The 16,646-nt window shown below is 67.3% G+C and carries 14 protein-coding genes; 6 read left to right on the top strand and 8 right to left on the bottom strand.

Going from position 1 to position 16,646, the window contains the following annotated elements:
• Positions 1-30: 30 nt before the first annotated feature.
• The 3 genes from CAL25_RS13495 to CAL25_RS13485 form a co-directional block, all read right to left on the bottom strand.
• Positions 31-1,251 (bottom strand): MFS transporter, encoded by a 1,221-nt coding sequence (locus CAL25_RS13495; RefSeq protein WP_094800751.1) that lies wholly within the window; start codon positions 1,249-1,251, stop codon positions 31-33.
• The gene (locus tag CAL25_RS13490) at positions 1,248-1,760 is read right to left on the bottom strand and encodes a MarR family winged helix-turn-helix transcriptional regulator (RefSeq protein ID WP_094800749.1); all 513 of its coding nucleotides are present in this window, start codon (positions 1,758-1,760) and stop codon (positions 1,248-1,250) included. Before CAL25_RS13490 ends, CAL25_RS13495 begins: the two co-directional genes overlap by 4 nt.
• Positions 1,761-1,915: 155 nt before the next feature.
• Positions 1,916-2,404 carry an HU family DNA-binding protein gene (locus CAL25_RS13485; protein WP_094800747.1) on the bottom strand — a complete coding sequence of 163 codons (489 nt, stop codon included), beginning with the start codon at positions 2,402-2,404 and terminating at the stop codon, positions 1,916-1,918.
• 274 nt (positions 2,405-2,678) lie between these two features.
• On the opposite strand from CAL25_RS13485, the gene CAL25_RS13480 reads away from it, so the two are divergent.
• On the top strand, positions 2,679-4,463 hold the full coding sequence (locus tag CAL25_RS13480) for a SulP family inorganic anion transporter (protein ID WP_249279065.1): 1,785 nt from the start codon (positions 2,679-2,681) through the stop codon (positions 4,461-4,463).
• Here the strand turns inward: CAL25_RS13480 and CAL25_RS13475 are convergent.
• The 4 genes from CAL25_RS13475 to CAL25_RS13460 form a co-directional block, all read right to left on the bottom strand.
• Entirely contained in the window at positions 4,430-6,067 is a 1,638-nt protein-coding gene (locus tag CAL25_RS13475; protein WP_170948487.1) for an ABC transporter substrate-binding protein, read from the bottom strand. The genes CAL25_RS13480 and CAL25_RS13475 overlap by 34 nt on opposite strands.
• Positions 6,068-6,194: 127 nt before the next feature.
• Positions 6,195-6,362, bottom strand: a complete 168-nt coding sequence (gene rpmG / locus CAL25_RS13470) for a 50S ribosomal protein L33 (protein ID WP_003810296.1) — start codon at positions 6,360-6,362, stop codon at positions 6,195-6,197.
• Positions 6,363-6,409: 47 nt separating this feature from the next.
• Positions 6,410-6,646: a 50S ribosomal protein L28 gene (gene rpmB / locus CAL25_RS13465; RefSeq protein WP_026349988.1), complete on the bottom strand. Its 237-nt coding sequence runs from the start codon at positions 6,644-6,646 to the stop codon at positions 6,410-6,412.
• A 453-nt stretch (positions 6,647-7,099) separates the two neighbouring features.
• Positions 7,100-8,302 carry a Bcr/CflA family multidrug efflux MFS transporter gene (locus CAL25_RS13460; protein WP_094800743.1) on the bottom strand — a complete coding sequence of 401 codons (1,203 nt, stop codon included), beginning with the start codon at positions 8,300-8,302 and terminating at the stop codon, positions 7,100-7,102.
• A gap of 199 nt (positions 8,303-8,501) precedes the next feature.
• On the opposite strand from CAL25_RS13460, the gene CAL25_RS13455 reads away from it, so the two are divergent.
• The 5 genes from CAL25_RS13455 to CAL25_RS13435 all read left to right on the top strand — a co-directional run bounded on the left by CAL25_RS13455 (position 8,502) and on the right by CAL25_RS13435 (position 14,205).
• Positions 8,502-9,755 carry a class I SAM-dependent methyltransferase gene (locus CAL25_RS13455; protein ID WP_094800741.1) on the top strand — a complete coding sequence of 418 codons (1,254 nt, stop codon included), beginning with the start codon at positions 8,502-8,504 and terminating at the stop codon, positions 9,753-9,755.
• A gap of 455 nt (positions 9,756-10,210) precedes the next feature.
• Positions 10,211-11,209 carry an ABC transporter substrate-binding protein gene (locus CAL25_RS13450; protein WP_094800739.1) on the top strand — a complete coding sequence of 333 codons (999 nt, stop codon included), beginning with the start codon at positions 10,211-10,213 and terminating at the stop codon, positions 11,207-11,209.
• 255 nt (positions 11,210-11,464) lie between these two features.
• On the top strand, positions 11,465-12,322 hold the full coding sequence (locus tag CAL25_RS13445; RefSeq protein WP_094800737.1) for an ABC transporter permease: 858 nt from the start codon (positions 11,465-11,467) through the stop codon (positions 12,320-12,322).
• Positions 12,319-13,665, top strand: a complete 1,347-nt coding sequence (locus tag CAL25_RS13440; RefSeq protein WP_094800735.1) for a quaternary amine ABC transporter ATP-binding protein — start codon at positions 12,319-12,321, stop codon at positions 13,663-13,665. The genes CAL25_RS13445 and CAL25_RS13440 overlap by 4 nt, the downstream gene beginning before the upstream one ends.
• 165 nt (positions 13,666-13,830) lie before the next feature.
• Entirely contained in the window at positions 13,831-14,205 is a 375-nt protein-coding gene (locus CAL25_RS13435) for a tautomerase family protein (protein WP_094800733.1), read from the top strand.
• Here CAL25_RS13435 and CAL25_RS13430 read toward each other — a convergent pair.
• The gene (locus tag CAL25_RS13430; RefSeq protein ID WP_094800732.1) at positions 14,202-16,484 is read right to left on the bottom strand and encodes an FdhF/YdeP family oxidoreductase; all 2,283 of its coding nucleotides are present in this window, start codon (positions 16,482-16,484) and stop codon (positions 14,202-14,204) included. The genes CAL25_RS13435 and CAL25_RS13430 overlap by 4 nt on opposite strands.
• Positions 16,485-16,646: the final 162 nt, after the last annotated feature.

Genomic DNA, 16,646 nt, shown 5'->3' with positions numbered 1-16,646 from the left:
GATCGGACCCAGATCGGGGGCGGATGGGCTTTATTGCGCTTGCGGGGGCGCCAGGTCCGGGATGCGCGCGCCGCGAGCCAACAGGCCGTAAGCCAGGCCGAGCAGGCCCACGGCCGCGCCGGTCAGCGTGACGCCGGTCCAGCCCGCGTGGGTGTAAATCCAGGCCGAGGCCAGCGAGCCCGCCGCGCCGCCGATGAAATAGCTGGTCATGTAGCCGGCGGTGAGGCGGCTGCGCGCCTCGGGACGAAGCCGATAGATGGCGCTCTGATTCGTGACGTGCACCCCCTGGATGGCCATGTCCTGGATCAGGATCCCCGCCAGCAGCGCCCACACCGAGCTCGCGCCCCAGGCCACGAACGCCCAGGAGCCGAAGAGCAGCAGCAGCCCCGCGCGGGTGGCGAGATTGCCCAGCCCGCGGTCGGTCAGCCGGCCGCAGCGGTTCGCGGCGAAGGCCCCGACGGCGCCCGCCAGACCGAACAGACCGATGACGGTGTCGGAATAGCCGTAGGCCGGACCCGCCAGCAGAAACGTGAGCGGCGTCCACAGCATGCTGAACGAGGCGAACAGCAACGCGCCGATCAACGAACGCGCGCGCAGCAGCGGCTCGTCGCGATAAAGATGCAGGATCGACAGCAGCAGTTGCGGGTAGCCGAGGCCGGCCGGGCTGCGGTGGCGCGGCAACACGCGCCACAGGGCACCCGCCATCGCGAACAGCAGGATCGCGGCCACCCAATAGATGGTGCGCCAGCTGCCGAGGTCGGCCAGCGCGCCGGCCGCCGTGCGCGCCAGCAGGATGCCCAGCAGCAGGCCGCTCATGATGGTGCCGACGACGCGGCCACGCTCGTGCGGCTCGGTCAGCGTTGCGGCGAAGGGCACCAGCACCTGCGCCACGACGGACAGCATGCCGCTCACCGCGGTGCCGAACATGAGCCATCCGATGCTTTGCGCCGACGAGGAGATCAACAGCCCGACGGCCGAGAGCGCGGTCATGGACACGATGAGCGCGCGGCGCTCGAGCATGTCGCCCAGCGGCACCAGCAACACCAGCCCGGCGGCGTAGCTCAGCTGCGCGATCGTGACGATGCTGCCGGCGCCGGCGGTGGACAGGCCGAATTGCTGACCGATGGTGTGCAGCAGCGGTTGGGCGTAGTAATTGCCGGCCACGGCGAGGCCGGTGGCGACCGCCATCAGCAACACGATCGGTGCCGACAGATTGGCGGGACGTTGCGCCGTGCTTTGCGTGGCGCTCATGCTGCGAGCCCTCCGGGCGCGGCGCCGTCATGTTCGATCAGCATGCGCTTGAGCAGACCCGCGAGCTGGCGGCGTTCGCTCGCCGAGAGCGGAGCCAGCAGGCCGTCGAGCTCTTCGAGGTAGTCGTTGAGCGCGCGTCGGATGAGGCGCAAGCCCTCGGGCGTGAGCGACACGATGACGCTGCGGCGATCCTCCGGATTCGGATGCCGGGCGATCAGGCCGGCCTCTTCGAGCCGGTCGAGCCGGTTGGTCATGGCGCCCGCCGACAGCAGCAGAGCGCTGACGAGCTGTTGCGGACTGAGCCCGGCATGCGCGCCGCTGCGATGCAGGGTCGCGAGCAGGTCGAACTCGCCCTGCGTGAGGCCATGGGACTTGAAGGCGCGGTCGACGCTGCGCGCGGCCACGATGCCCAGGCGGAACAGGCGCGAGCACACCGCCATTGCGCTGACGTCCAGATCGGGACGTTCGCGGTTCCAGTCGGCCAGAACCCGGTCTACGTGATCATGCATGATGAGAAAGTATTTTGACGTAAAGTATTTTTATATCAAAATAAATTCCCGGTTCGCAACACGGTCTTTGTCGGACGTGCGCGATTCGGCCGCTGAAAAAAGAAGAGCCCGCCTTGAGGGCGGGCTCTTCCCGGTTTGACCGGAAGACGTCGTGCTTACTGAGCGGCGTCTTTCAGCTTCTTGAGCGGGCGAACCTTGACCTTGACCGAAGCGGGCTTGGCCGGGAACCAGCGCTCTTCGCCGGTGAACGGATCCTTGCCGAAACGCTTGGCCTTGGCGGGAACCTTCTGCACCGAAACCTTGAACAGGCCGGGCATCGTGAATTCGCCAGCGCCCTTCTTGTCGATCGAACCCAGCACGGCGCTTTCGAGGGTGGCCAGAACGGCCTTGACCGACTTGGGTTCCACGCCGGTGTTTTCAACCAGGTGAGCGATCAGTTGCGACTTGTTCAGCGCAGCCTTGATGGGACGGGCGGCGGCCGGAGCGGCAGCGACCTTCTTCACGACAGCCTTGGTGGCAGCCTTCTTGGCGGGGGCCTTGGCGGGTGCCTTGGCGGCCTTGGCCGGAGCCTTGACGGCCTTAGCCGGCGCCTTGGTGGCGGCCTTGGTCACTTTCTTGGCGGGAGCTTTTGCTTTGGTAGCCATGGTCAAAATCCGTATGTTGGGTATATGAGGCAGCGTTGTGCCGGAAATCCGGCAATAGACACTACGCGCCCGATGATAGCGGAATCTCCCGTGTGTGCACGTCTTTTTTGCGAGAAGAATGCCTATGGCATGATGTTTTGCATGGAAAGCGTTGCGCGCGCACTGCTGCGCGCGTGCGCGGCGCGTTGCCGGCGGCATCGTTGCCAGCGCGGCGCGGGCGGGGTTAAGCTGCCCGCCGGATGTCTGCGGGCTCTGCCCCGAAGGAGTTTTTGTCGTGCATGCACGAGTCAGCGCGCTGTTTGGAAGCTGGGTACGCGAGGTGTCGCCACAGACGTTGCGCGCCGATGCGTGGGCCGGTCTGCTCGGTGCGTTGCTGGTGTTGCCGCAAGGCGTGGCATTCGCGTTGCTGGCAGGGCTGCCGCCGCAATACGGCCTCGCCAGCGCGATCGTGCCGTGCATCATCGCGGCGCTGTTCGGTTCGAGCCGTCATGTGTTGTCAGGCCCGACCAACGCCAATTCGCTAGCGCTGTTCGCCGTGCTCGCGCCGATGGCGGCGGTGGGGTCGCCCGGCTATATCGAACTCGCACTGGCCGTGACCTTGCTGGTGGGATTGCTGCAGTTGGCCGTGGCGGTGCTGCGCCTCGGCGTGCTGGCCAATTTCATTTCGCCGTCGGCGTTGTTCGGGTTCACCAGCGGCGCGGCGCTTCTGATCGCGTTGCATGCGGCCAAGGACGCGCTGGGCCTGCGCGGTATCGATGCGCATGGCGCGGGCGTGCTGCTCTGGACGCTCGGCGCGGAAATCGGACAATCGAGCTGGGCCGCGATCATGGTCACCGTCGTGACGATGGGCGCCGCGTTGCTCGTCAAACGCTGGGATCGGCGCAAGCCGCACATGCTGGCCGGGCTGCTGGCCGGCACCGCTTGCGGCGCGCTGCTGCAGGCCGCCGCCAACGCCGACATCGCGGTGCTGGGTTCGGTGGGAAGCCCCTGGCCGACGTTGCACGTGCCGCAGGTCGACTGGCGCCTGTTGCCCGATATGCTGGGCGTGGCGGTGCCGCTCACCATCATCGCGCTGGCGCAGTCGATCTCGATCGCCAAGGCCATCGGCCAGCGCTCGGGTCAGCATATCGACGCCAATCGCGAGTTCTTCGGGCAGGGCTTGTCCAATGCGGTGGGCGGACTGTTCTCCTGTTATCTGTCATGCGGTTCGCTGAACCGCTCGGTGCCCAACTACGAAGCGGGCGCGCGGACGCCGCTGGCGGGCGTGTTCGCGGCGCTGCTGCTGATCGTGCTGGTGGCGCTATCGGCGCCTTTGCTCGCGCACATCCCGTATGCCGCGATCTCGGGGCTGCTGTTGCTCGTGGCGTGGGGTCTGTTCGATCTGGCGCGCTGGCGCTGGCTCTGGCGCACCGAGCGCAACGAGGCGCTGATTGCGTTGGTCACGCTGATCGCCACGGTCACGGTGCGCATGGAAGTGGCCATTCTGCTGGGCACGCTGTTGTCGCTCACCGCCTATCTCTATCGCACATCACGCCCGGCCATGCGCACCATGGGGTTCGAGGCGGGCGACCCGGAACGGCACTTCGCGGTGCTGGAAGGGCAAAGCACCGCGTTGCCCGAGTGTCCGCAACTCAAGCTGCTGCGCATGGAGGGATCGATCTATTTCGGCGCGGCGGCCTATGTGACCGAGCGGCTGCAGATGCTGCGCGATGCTCCGGGGGCGCAGCGCCATCTGCTGGTGATGACCAAGAGCATGAACTTCATCGACGTGGCGGGCGCGCAGGTCTGGGAAGACGAACTCGCGCGCCGGCGCGCGATGGGCGGCGACCTGTACTTCCATCGGCCGCGTCCCGAAGTGCTGGGCAAGTGGGAGCGGACGGGGTTCGTGCAACGCCTGGGCGCCGACCACATCTTCCGCGACAAGGCGAGCGCGATCGCGCAGATCTACGAGCGTCTGGATCCCGAGATTTGCCGCCGCTGCACGGCCCGCATCTTCAAGGAGTGCGGACCCGCAGGGACGGCCCATCAGCGCGCCTGCGCGTCCGACGGCCAATCCTGAAGCACGGGGCCCGCGTCGGGCGTCCAGGTGTCCGCGGGTCGTGTCACCGGCGTGGCGGGTCGCACGAGATGTGAGGGCGTGGCGGGGCGAGGCTGGGCCGGTGTGGCGCCCGCTTTGCCGGGCGTCGTGGGCGCGGCGTCAGCCGCCGCGTCGCTGGCGGCGTTCTGTGCCGGCGCGTTCTGTGCCGGTGCGGCCGTTGCCGCGGGCGCGGTGCGCGCGCGGCCCTCGCCGCGCAGGCGGCGCACATCGTGGTCCAGCGGTTGCAGGCGTCCGCCTTCCTGATAATTCACGCTGTTCACCGCGGCCGGGGGCGGCGCGCCGGTGAGCAGGCCGGTGTAGACGCCGAGCGTCGATTGATGATCGAGCGGGCGATAGTGAATCGTGGCGACCGGCGTGTCGACCCGCAGTCCTGAAAACGCCTCTGCCAGCTGCGCGCTGTCGGTCGTCTGCGCCACGCGCAGGCCGGCGGCAAATGACTGGATCGCGGCGTAGCCCAGCAGTGCCGATGCGGTGGGCGTTTCGCCATGGCGCTTGCGATAGGCCTCGACGAAGGCCTGCGCGGCGGGGCTGGCGATACCTTCCCAGGCGTAGCCCGTCACGAGCCAGCCGGCGGGGAGGCCGGCGACCGCAGCGCCAGCGTTGGGAGAGGTCGGTACGGTGGCGCCCGGCGCGGGGCTGCCCGGCGCGGGGCTGCCCCTCGAAGGGACGGCCGGCGCGGGGCCGCCCGGCGCGGGGACGCCCGCCGCCGGCATTCCCGCCCCGCCTTCCAGTGCGGCGATGGCGTCGGGGTTGGCGGCGTCCAGGGCTACCACGGCGCGGCCGTCGAACAACTGGCGCGCGTAGCCCGCGTGGGCGAAGCGCGCGAGGCCGGCGGCGTCCAGGTCGAGAAACAGCGCGTCCGGACGCGCATCGGCGAGCGCATGCACCGTTTCGTCGAGCGCCTTCGCGGTCGTAGGCAGCGGCTGGGTGGCCACGAACTCGATGTGAGACTGGAACGCCTGCATGACCGAGCGGAAGGCGGCGGCGCTCTCGCGACCGGCTTCGTCGTCCCGGTGCACGATCGCCCAGCGTGTCCTGCGCTGCCCCAACGCCTTGGGCGCCACGGCCGCCACGCGCATGCGCACCGACGGGGGCAGGCGATAGGTGTAGCGGTTGTTGCGTGACCAGGTGAGGGCTTCGCCGCGCGCCAGCGTCGCCAGATACAGGATCTGATGTTCGCCCGCGTAGGCGGACAGCGCACCGGCGGTGGCCTCGGAGGCGCCGCCCATCAGCGCCACGACGCCTTCGCGGTCGGCCAGCTCGGCCGCCAGGCGGGCCGTTTCCTGGGCCTGGCCGCCGTCTTCGCGTGTGACGACCTGCAGCTTGCGTCCCATCACGCCGCCTTCGGCGTTGAGAGCCTCGAGCGCGAGCTGCCAACCCTTGCGGTAGGCCGCTTGCGCCGGATCCTGGCGGCTGCCGATGATGTCGCCCAGACGAATCGGCGGGGGCGTGGCGCCCGCCGGCATGCGCGCGGCCGGCGCCTGGGGCGCGGAGGTCGCGCTGGCCGTGGCGGCGCCGAGCATCAGGGTGGTGGCGAAAAGCGCGATCACGAATCGAAACGGCATGGCGGTGGCGGCGTGGCGGGGACAGCTAACGGCGGGACGGCGGCGATGGGATCGGGCCGGCGCAAAAGCAAACGGCCTCGCGAAGAGCGAGGCCGTCAGCATACGACTGAACCGGAATCCAGCTGAATTACTTCAGCTTGGTTTCCTTGTAGTCAACGTGCTTGCGAGCGACGGGATCAAACTTCTTGATCAGCATCTTCTCGGGCATGTTGCGCTTGTTCTTGGTGGTCGTGTAGAAGTGGCCCGTGCCGGCAGTCGACTCGAGCTTGATCTTTTCGCGGATACCTTTGGCCATGTCGTGCTCCTAGTATGTAGATGTGGCGGTTGTGGGTCTGGTCTTGCTTAGACCGCTTCGCCGCGGGCACGCAGGTCGGCCAGGACGGCGTCGATGCCGTTCTTGTCGATCGTGCGGATGGCCTTGGTCGTCACGCGCAGACGGACCCAGCGGTTTTCGCTTTCAACCCAGAACCGGCGCGATTGCAGGTTGGGGAGGAAACGACGCTTGGTCTTGTTGTTCGCGTGCGAAACATTGTTGCCCACCATCGGGCCTTTGCCGGTAACTTGGCATACGCGTGCCATGGATGCACCTCTTGAGGTTTGTTCTTTGCCGGTGCAATTCAGGGGGCGGGCGTTGGGGAGATACAAGCTGCCGGCGAGAGAGTGTCGAGACTGCGACACGGCCGGCCACCCAACTGGTGGATGGGGAGGGCGCGTTTCGGTGCTGAATGCCGGCTTCGCGAGACCTCCGATAGCGTCGGTTGTCGCGAAGGGCGCACACCGGACGCTGCCGTCCTGTGCTTATACCCCGCTTTGCCCACCTTGCCTGAAACGATCAGTTCCGGCTCGGGGAAAAGTAGTGCTGACCACAAAGCATAGTAGCCGCGCACGGGAAATTACTGATTAGCCAGCGATTCTATATGGAGATGGGCGGGTGAGTCAAGCGCTGCCGGTGGCGAGCCGGCAGCGTGTCGCGCCGATGCCTCGGCGCGCCGTGCGCGCGGGTCCGACGCCCGCGGCCGCCACCACGCCGCGTCAGGCAGCGCGGGCGGCCCGGCGTGCGATGCGGCCGGCGGCCCAGGACAGGCAGGCGCAGGTGGCGAGCACCATCGTGAGCGGCAGCGCGCTTTCGGTCTGCCACAGGCTCACCACCACGCCGGCCAGCGCGCCGCACGACAACTGCAGCGTGCCCAGCATCGCGGACGCGGCGCCCAGCCGTTTGCCCTGTTCGGCCAGGGCGAGCGCGGCGGAGTTGGGATTCACGAAACCCTGGCTGAACATATAGGCGATCAGGCAGGCCATCAGCACGGGCAGGCTCATCAGGCCGGCGAGCGTAAGCACCACCGCGGCCAGGCTGGCGATCGCCAGCGCGGTCTGGGCGCGCCGTTGCAACACAGGGGGCGCCAGGCGGCGCAGCAGCCGTGCGCTGATCTGCGAGCCCACGATCAGCGCGGCCGCGTTGGTCCCGAACAGCAGCCCATAGTATTGAGGCGGCACGCCGTAGAGTTCGATGAACACGCGCGGCGAGCCGATGATGTAGGCGAACATGCCCGCCTGCCCGAGGCCGCCTGCAAAGCTGTGGAAGATGAAGCCGCGATGGCGCAGCAGCGCCCAGTAGTTGCTGGCGATGATGCCCGGCCGCAGCGGCACCACGCGCTCGGGCGCCAGCGTTTCTTTCATGGTGAGCAGCGTGGCGACGAACAGCGTCAGGCCCGCGCCGAGCATGAACCAGAACATGCTGCGCCAGCCGACGAAGGCGAGCAATTGGCCGCCGACCAGCGGGGCCAGGATCGGGGCCAGTCCCATGATCAGCATGAGCAGGGACATGGCGCGTGCCGCGTCCTGGGTTTCGTAGTGGTCGCGGATGACGGCGCGCGGAATCACCACGCCGGCCGCGCCGCCCAGCGCCTGTACCACGCGCCAGAGCGTGAGGGATTCGATGTCCGGCGCGAGCGCGCAGCCCAGCGACGCCACCATGTACAGCACCAGGCCGCCCAGCATCGGCAGCTTGCGGCCGAAACGGTCGGCAAGCGGGCCGTAGAACACCTGCGCCATCGCCAGCCCGATCAGATAGGCCGCCAGCGTGCGCTCGACATCGCCGCGCGGCACGCCCAGGCTGGTGGCGATCGACGGGAACGCCGGCAGATACATATCGATGGAGAACGGGCCGATCGCGGTGAGCGCGCCCATGAGGATCAGCCAGCCGGGCAGGCTGCGGGAGAGTGATTCAGACGACATGGAGAGGGGGGAGGGCAGAGCCGACCTGCGCGCAAACGTGCACAGGCGTTGTGGAAGATGGCGCGGCTTTGTTGCACGGCGCGCGCCAAGCGACCCAATGTATCACGGCCCACCTTACGTTTGAATTGCAACATCCGGGCGGTAGATTCGAGCGCGGGGCCGGGGTCGCCGGCCCGGCTCATCCGAACCGGAGGCACGCATGAACCCGCTGCTGTCGCTTGTCGAACGCAAACTGGAGGCGCTGCCTCTGCCGGTGCAACTGCAGATGCCCGACGGCCAGGTCGCGGGACGCGGGCCGGCGCGCCTGCGCTTCGTGGTGCGCGAGCGGCGCGCGCTGGCGCCGCTGGCGCGCGGCGACATCGGCTGGCTGGCACGTGATTACGTCGAAGGCCGGATCGACATCGACGGCAGCATGCGCGACCTGATGGCGGTGGCGGCCGCGCTGTTGCCCGAGGATCCCGTGGATCCGCGGCCTCCCGGATGGCCGGTGAACCTGCTGCGCAGGCTGCGTTCGCTGCTGCGCCACGCGCCCGGCCGGGACGCGCGCCAGATCGCCTTTCACTATGACCTCTCTGACGATTTCTACGCCCTGTGGCTGGATCCGCGGCGGGTCTATTCGTGCGCGTATTTCAACGAAACCGGCTGCACGCTGGCACGCGCCCAGGAGGCCAAGCTCGACCTCATCTGCCGCAAGCTGCGGCTTGCGCGCGGCGAGCGCTTTCTCGACGTGGGGGCGGGCTGGGGCGGTCTGCTGCTGTGGGCCGCGCGGCATTACGGCGTGCAGGCCACCGGCATCACGCTGTCGCGCAACCAGCAGGCGCACGTGCAGCGCGAGATCGATGCGCAGGGGCTGACCGGGCAGGTGCGCATCGCGTTGCAGGACTACCGCGAGCTCGAGGCCGATCCGCCGTTCGACAAGATCGCGTCGGTGGGGATGTTCGAGCACGTGGGGCGGGCCCGCCTGGACGCGTATTTCGCCACCCTGCGCGGCCTGCTGCGCCCGGGCGGACTGATTCTGAACCACGGCATCACGGCCGCCGGCGTGCACAACGCTGAGCTCGGACGCGGCCTGGGCCAGTTCATCGAGACCTATATCTTCCCGGGCGGCGAGCTCACGCATATCTCGCACGTGCTCGCCGCCGTGACGGGAGGCCGGCTCGAAACGCTGGATGTGGAGAACCTGCGCCCGCATTACGCGCGCACCCTGTGGGCCTGGAGCGACGCGCTCGAGGCGCGCCTGCCGCAGGCCGCGGCGATTCTGGGAGACGGCCGGGGCGAGCGGGTGCTGCGGGCGTATCGGCTATATCTGGCGGGCTGCGCAATGGCGTTCGAGCAGGGCTGGGTGGCGCTGCATCAGGTCCTGGCCAGCACCCTGGCCACCGGGCGCAGCGACGAGCTGGACATGCCGCTCGACCTGTCTTATCCCTGGCAGCGCGGTTACATGTATCGCTGATCTTGCCGTTTCGGGTCGTTTCGGCAGCCAAAACCGACCCGGAATTCGCTGAAATCGAAACTTGAAGAAACTGAATGTATCCATGCCATGTTGCAGCGCAATAGCAGGGAAATGGCCCCGATTCTTCAGTAAGAATCGGTGTTAACCCGGTCCGAAAAATGGGCGCATGTAACGGGTTGTGTGGGTGTCAGGGTTGGGCTGTTGAGCAAAATCGGCTAACATGCAGTCTTCTTCGTTGAGTTTCTTTCAATTTCCTGCGCTTAACATGCCGGCCTCGCGCCGCCCTGTTGTGCGCTGTCTATCAGGTCAACGGTGTCCACGATACCGGTACCTGCTGTAAGTGTCGGTCTGTATTGGCGGCTCTGCCCGTCTTCCGCACACCCCCCTTAGCTACACGGCATAGGCCGGCGGCGCACGCCAGCCCTGTGTCCTTGAACCTATGGAGGCAAAAGCCAATGCGTTTCACCCCCGTCAAGACCCTGGCCGCTACGGCCATGATGTTTGCTTTCGCCGGCGCCGCTCAGGCCGCCGACGCCAAATGCGAACTCGATCGTCCCATCAAGTTTGGTGGCATGAACTGGGAATCCAATCTCGTCATCACCGACGTCGAGCGCTTCATCATGGAAAAGGGCTACGGCTGCAAGACGGAAGTCCTGCCGACCGAAACCCTGCCGGCCCTGGCCGCCCTCGAGCGCGGCGACCTCGATGTGAACTCGGAAATCTGGCTCAATAGCGTGGCCGATCCCTGGGAACGCGCCGAGAAGACCGGCAAGGTCAAGCGCGTGGGCGATGTGTTCATGGGCGGCGAAGCCTGGTTCATCCCCCGCTACACGGCCGAGCGCCTGCCCGAGCTGAAGTCCGCGGCGGACCTGCCGAAGTTCAAGGACGAGTTCAAGGATCCCGAAGAACCCTCGAAGGGCCGTTTCTATGGCTGCCCGGCAGGCTGGGGCTGCGAAGTCACGAGCAACAACCTGTTCCATGCGCTGAAGCTGGACGACAGCTACACCCTGTATTCGCCGGGCACCGGCGCCGCGCAAAAGGCGGCGCTCACGTCGGCCTACAAGCGCAAGCAAAACGTGGTGTTCTATTACTGGTACCCCACGCCGCTGGTGGGCGCGCTCGATCTGGTCAAGCTCGACATGCCGCCCTACGATGCAGAAAAGCACAAGTGCCTGACGGCGACCAAGTGCGAGAACCCGCAGCCCAGCGCCTACCCCGAAAACCCCGTGTTCACGGCCGTGAATACCAAGTTTTCTCAGGATGCGCCGCAGCTGACCGAGTTCCTGTCCAAGGTGTCGCTGCCGCTGGACCAGGTGAACGAAACGCTGGCCCACATGGAAGAGTCGGGTGACGACTCCGCCGACGTGGCGCAGTGGTTCCTGAAGAACAAGGCCGACGTCTGGACCAAGTGGGTCCCGGCCGACGTCGCCAAGCGCGTGCAGGCCGCCCTCTAAGGCCCGCACCCCCGGCACGGCGTTTTTGCGGACGCCGTGCCGTTTATGTCCGAACCACGGCGCTGGCCATGCCAGCGCTGTCATTGCCCCGTCCCCGCCGCATCCCGTTCCAACGATGCGCGCCGCGCGGACACCGGGGCGGCCGCCCCCGGCCGCATCCCCGGGGCATTGCTGAAGTGTGTGTGTGTTGTCTGAGTGCGTGTCCGGAGTCGGCGCGCTCACGCCTGCCGGCACTTCCTGATAAGGAGTCGTCCGATGTTTCCTGAACTGATTCCCGCGCGCGCGGTGCGCGGGGCTATTGATAATTTCGTCGACCATCTGGTGGCGAACTATGCCGACACGCTCGAAACCATGGCGAGCCCGGTGCTCAAGGCACTGGTGTGGCTCGAGCAATTGCTGCGTCAATCTCCGTGGTGGGCCGTGGTCGCGGTCACGGTGGCGATCGCATGGCTGGTCAGCCGACGTATCGGCCTGAGCATTGCCATGGGGGCGCTCCTGTGCGTGATCGGTCTGCTGGGTCTGTGGGACGCCGGCATGCAGACGCTGGCCCTGATGATCATGGCCGCCGGCCTGTCGGTGTTGATCGGCATTCCGGTGGGCATTCTGATGGCCCGCGTGAACTGGCTGCGCGCCATCATGACGCCGATCCTCGACGTGATGCAGACGATGCCGAGCTTCGTGTATCTGATCCCGGTCGTGATGCTGTTCGGGCTGGGCAAGATCCCCGCCATCATCGCCACGGTGATCTACGCGGTGCCGCCGCTCATTCGCCTGACCGACCTGGGCATCCGCCTGGTCGACCGCGAAGTGCTCGAGGCCTCGCGCGCCTTCGGCGCCAATTCGCGCCAGCAGCTGTTCGGCGTGCAACTGCCGCTGGCCATGCCGAATATCATGGCCGGCATCAACCAGACGACCATGATGGCCCTGTCGATGGTGGTGATCGCCTCGATGATCGGCGCACGCGGGCTGGGCTACGAAGTGCTGCTCGGCATCAACCGTCTCGAAGTGGGCCGTGGCCTGCTGGCCGGCCTGGGCATCGTCGTCCTCGCCATTCTGTTTGACCGCATCACCCAATCGTATGGGCAACGCGTACGTACCGGAGGCCAACGATGAGCAAGATCGAAGTCAAGAACATCTACAAGATTTTTGGTCCGAACCCGGGCAAGTGGCTGGAAGCCGCGCAGAGCGGCATCAGCAAGGAAGACCTGCTGGCCAAGAGCGGCCACACGCTGGGCCTGCGTGACATCAGCCTGTCGATCGAAGAAGGCAGCATCTACGTGATCATGGGCCTGTCGGGCTCGGGCAAGTCCACGTTGATCCGCCACTTCAACCGGCTGATCGAGCCCAGCGCGGGCCACATCCTGGTCGACGGCGTGGACGTGGTGAGCCTGAGCAAGCGCGAGCTCGAGAATTTCCGCCAGAAGAAGATGAGCATGGTGTTCCAGCGCTTCGGGCTGTTTCCGCACCGCACGGTGCTGGATAACGCGGCCTACGGCCTGACCGTGCAGGGCGTGAACACGACCGAGCGCGAGCAGCGTGCCCGCCATTGGCTGGAGCAGGTCGGGCTGGCGGGCTTCGAAATGCAGTACCCGCATCAGCTCTCGGGCGGCATGCAACAGCGCGTGGGCCTGGCCCGGGCGCTCGCCACCGATGCCGAGATCCTGCTCATGGACGAGGCCTTCTCGGCGCTCGATCCGCTGATCCGGCGCGAGATGCAGGATCACCTGCTGGCGCTGCAGGCCAAGCTGAACAAAACCATCGTGTTCATCACGCACGATCTCGACGAAGCGCTGCGCCTGGGCAACCGCATCGCCATCCTGAAGGACGGCGAGCTGGTGCAGGAAGGCACGCCCGAAGACATTCTGCTCAATCCGGCCAACGACTACGTGCAGTCGTTCCTGCAGGACGTGAACCGGACCAAGGTGCTCAACGCGGCCCACGCGGTGAATCCTTCGCGCCTTACGCTTACGATGCGTTCGCGGCCGGCTCACTCGCTGGATCGGATGCAGGCGCTCAACTACGAGTACGCCCCGGTGCTGGATGGCAAGCGCCTGGCCGGGATTCTGACGGAGGCGCGTGCGCGCGAAGCCATCGAGGCCGGCGTGCGGGACGTGTCGGGCTATATCGACGATCTGGCGTCCGTGCCGGCATCGGCCGGTCTGGGCGAGGTGCTGGCGCAGCTCGTGCACAGCGACCAGCCGGTGGCGGTGCACAACGACGATGACGAGTTCATCGGCATGCTGTCGCGCAAGAAGGTGGTCGAGCTGGTCACGCCCGTGCTGGTCGAGGGCGAAGCCAACGCCGCCGCGGGCGAGCCGCCGACGGCCGCCGGCGCGGTGGCCGCCAACGCGGTGGCCGCCAACGCGGTGGACGGGCAGGCCCACGCCGGGGCGGCCCCTGCCGGAGCGGTTTCTGCCGGCGCCGCGGCGCAGACCGAGCAGGGCAAGGCCGCCTGACCGTCAGCGCGTTATTGTCCGCCTCAAGAGAAAGCCGGCCCCGCGCCGGCTTTTTCTTGCCGGTCGCCGATGGGCAGCACGGCGGGCAAGCGGATATGATGGGCCTCGCCCGAGGGTCGCCTCCCGGGCCCCGACGTTTCGTTCAACCTTCATCCGCTCATCGTCATGCCCATTCTCAACGTTCAGATCGTGCAAGGCCACTCGGCCCAACAAAAAACCGCGCTGCTCCAGGCCGCGACGCAGGCCGTGTGCGAGAGCATCGCCGCGCCGCTGTCCAGCGTGCGAGTGGTGCTCGAAGAGGTCGATCCCGCGCACGTGATCGTGGCGGGCGAGCTCGGCAAGCCGATGGCGCTGGTCGAAGTGGCCCTCATCGAAGGCCGCACCGAAGCGCTGAAAGAAGCCCTGATCGGCGCACTCAATCGCGCCGTCTGCGACAGCATCGGCATCTCGGGCGCCGATGTGCGGGTGGTGCTCACCGACGTGCCGAAGATCAATATGGGCGTGGCCAACGGCGTCAGCGCCAAGGCCGCCGGCCGTTAATCGGCGGCGATCCTCACCGGCACCGACTTCGCCGCCGGGGTCATGCTCTCGCGGGCGTACTGCCAAAGCGGAATCAGGGCATTGCACTCCGGGTAGTAGGCGGCGCAGGTGCCGAGCGGCAGATCGTAGTCGATGACGTCGAAGCCGCCCATGCTGCGCGCGACGCCGTCATCGACCGCGGTCGTCAGGCGCACCTTGGCGTGCCGCGCGATGCCGAGGCGTTCGCGATCCTGGCGATTCATCATCACGATCATGCGCGTGCCGCGTATGCCGCGCAGGCGATCGTCGTTGCCGTACACGGTGGTGTTGAACTGATCGTTCGAGCGCAGCGTCACGAGTCGCAGCACGTCGGGATCCGCGCCATCGTCGAAGCTGGCGTTTAGCATCCCGGGCACCTTGAAACAGGCCTTGCCCGCGTCGGTCAGCCAGCGCCGCTCACGGGCGGCGACAGGCCGCGGAAAGCCGCCAGGCTGGTCCAGCCGCGCATTGAAATCGCGGAAATCTTCCGGAAACGTGGCCTCGATGGCCTCGCGCACCTGCCCGTAATCCGCCGCCCAGATGTCCCACGGGGCCTTGTCCGCATCGGGCAGGCAGGCCTTGGCCAGGCGCGCCACGATGCGGGTCTCGGACATGAGATGCGCGCTCGCGGGTGGATGCCGGCCGCGCGAGGCGTGGATGCACGTCGTCGAGTCTTCCATCGTGACGATCTGCGGGCCGCTGGCCTGCATGTCGATCTCGGACCGCACCAGCGTCGGTAGCAGATACGTCGTGCGCGCCGTGATCAGGTGCGTGCGGTTGAGCTTGGTCGCGATCTGCACCGACAGGTCGAGGTCGCGCCATTTGCGTTCCATCAGTTCGCGCTCGGGCACGGCGCGTACGAAGTTGCCGCCCAGGCCGATGAACGCCTGCAGCTCGCCGCTTACAACGGCTTCGCATGCCTGTACCGTGTTCAGGCCGTCCTCGCGTGGCGGTTCGAAGCGGTATTGCCGCGCCAGACGGTCGAGCGGCACCAGCGCCGTGCGCTCCGCGATGCCGACCGTGCGCTGGCCCTGCACATTCGAATGGCCCCGCACCGGGCAGATGCCCGCGCCCCGGCGGCCGATGTGGCCGCGCATCAGCAGAAGATTGACGAGCATCTGCACGTTTTCGACGCCGTAGCGGTGCTGGGTGAGACCCATGCCGTAGATGGCGATCACGGCGCGTGCGCCGGCATAGGTGCGCGCGGCCGGCTCGAGCGCGGCGCGCGGCAGGCCGGATTCGCGTTCGATGTCATCCCAGGAGGTGCCACGCAGATGGGCGGCAAAGGCTTCGAAGCCGGTGGTGTGTTCGGCGATGAAGGACTCGTCGATGACGCCGGGTTCGCCGCGCGCGCGTGCCGCCTCGTGCCAGTCGAGCAGCAGCTTCGCCATGCCCATCAGCGCCGCGATGTCGCCGCCCGCCCGCACCTGGTGATACTGCGTGGCGATCTGCGTGGCCTTGTTGCTCAGCATCTGGCCGGGGTCCTGCGGATTGACGAAGGCCTCCCAGCCGCGCTCGCGCAGGGGGTTGAACACGATGATGGGCACGTCGCGCTCGCGCGCCTGTTGCAAGTCGTGCAGCAGGCGCGGCGAGTTGGTGCCGACATTCTGGCCGAACGACAGGATGCAGTCCGTGTGGTGGAAATCCTCCAGCAGCACGGTGCCCACCGGCGTGCCCAGGCTCTCCGCCAGTGCCACCGAGGTGGTCTCGTGGCACATGTTCGAGCTGTCGGGCAGGTTGTTGTTGCCGTACATCCGCGCCAGCAGTTGATACATGTAGGAGGTCTCGAGCGAGGCCCGGCCCGAGGCGTAAAACACCACGCGCGCGGGATCGTAGCCCTTGAGCTTGGCGCCGATGTCGGCGTAGGCCTCGTCCCAGGTGACCTCGACATAGCGGTCCTGCGTGGCGTCGTAGCGCAGCGGGTGGGTGAGGCGGCCTTCGTGCTCAAGATCGTGGTCCGACCAGCGCAGCAGCTCGCTGACCGTGTGACGGGCGAAGAAGGACGGGGGCGCGCGGCGGGTGGTCAGGTCCCAGAAGGTGGCCTTGGCGCCGTTTTCGCAGAATTCCGCCGTGTGCGGCTTGCCCGGCTTGGCCCAGGCGCAACTGGTGCACATGTAGCCGCCCGTTTTATTGTGGGCCGCGACGAGGCCCGGCACGCTGTGCACGGCGCGTTGCCGGGTCGCGTGCTTGACGAGCGACTTTACGGAACCCCAGCCTCCCGTGGGTTGGTCGGTGGGATGGTGCCATTTCTGATCGGACATGCGCTGCCTCCGGTGCCGGCCGCCCGGTGCGCATGCACGGGCGGGGGTGAACAGGCTGACGCGGGCGCGGCTCCGGGCCGGAGCGCGCCGTTCAGAAATGCGTCAGGAACCGTAGGGCAGCACCTCGCGTGCCTGGCCCGGCCCGGTCGTGCCTGCGGGGCC

This window comes from Bordetella genomosp. 5 (assembly GCF_002261315.1).
Classification (GTDB): Bacteria; Pseudomonadota; Gammaproteobacteria; order Burkholderiales; family Burkholderiaceae_B; genus Bordetella.
This window is presented reverse-complemented; position numbering and strand designations above follow the sequence as displayed.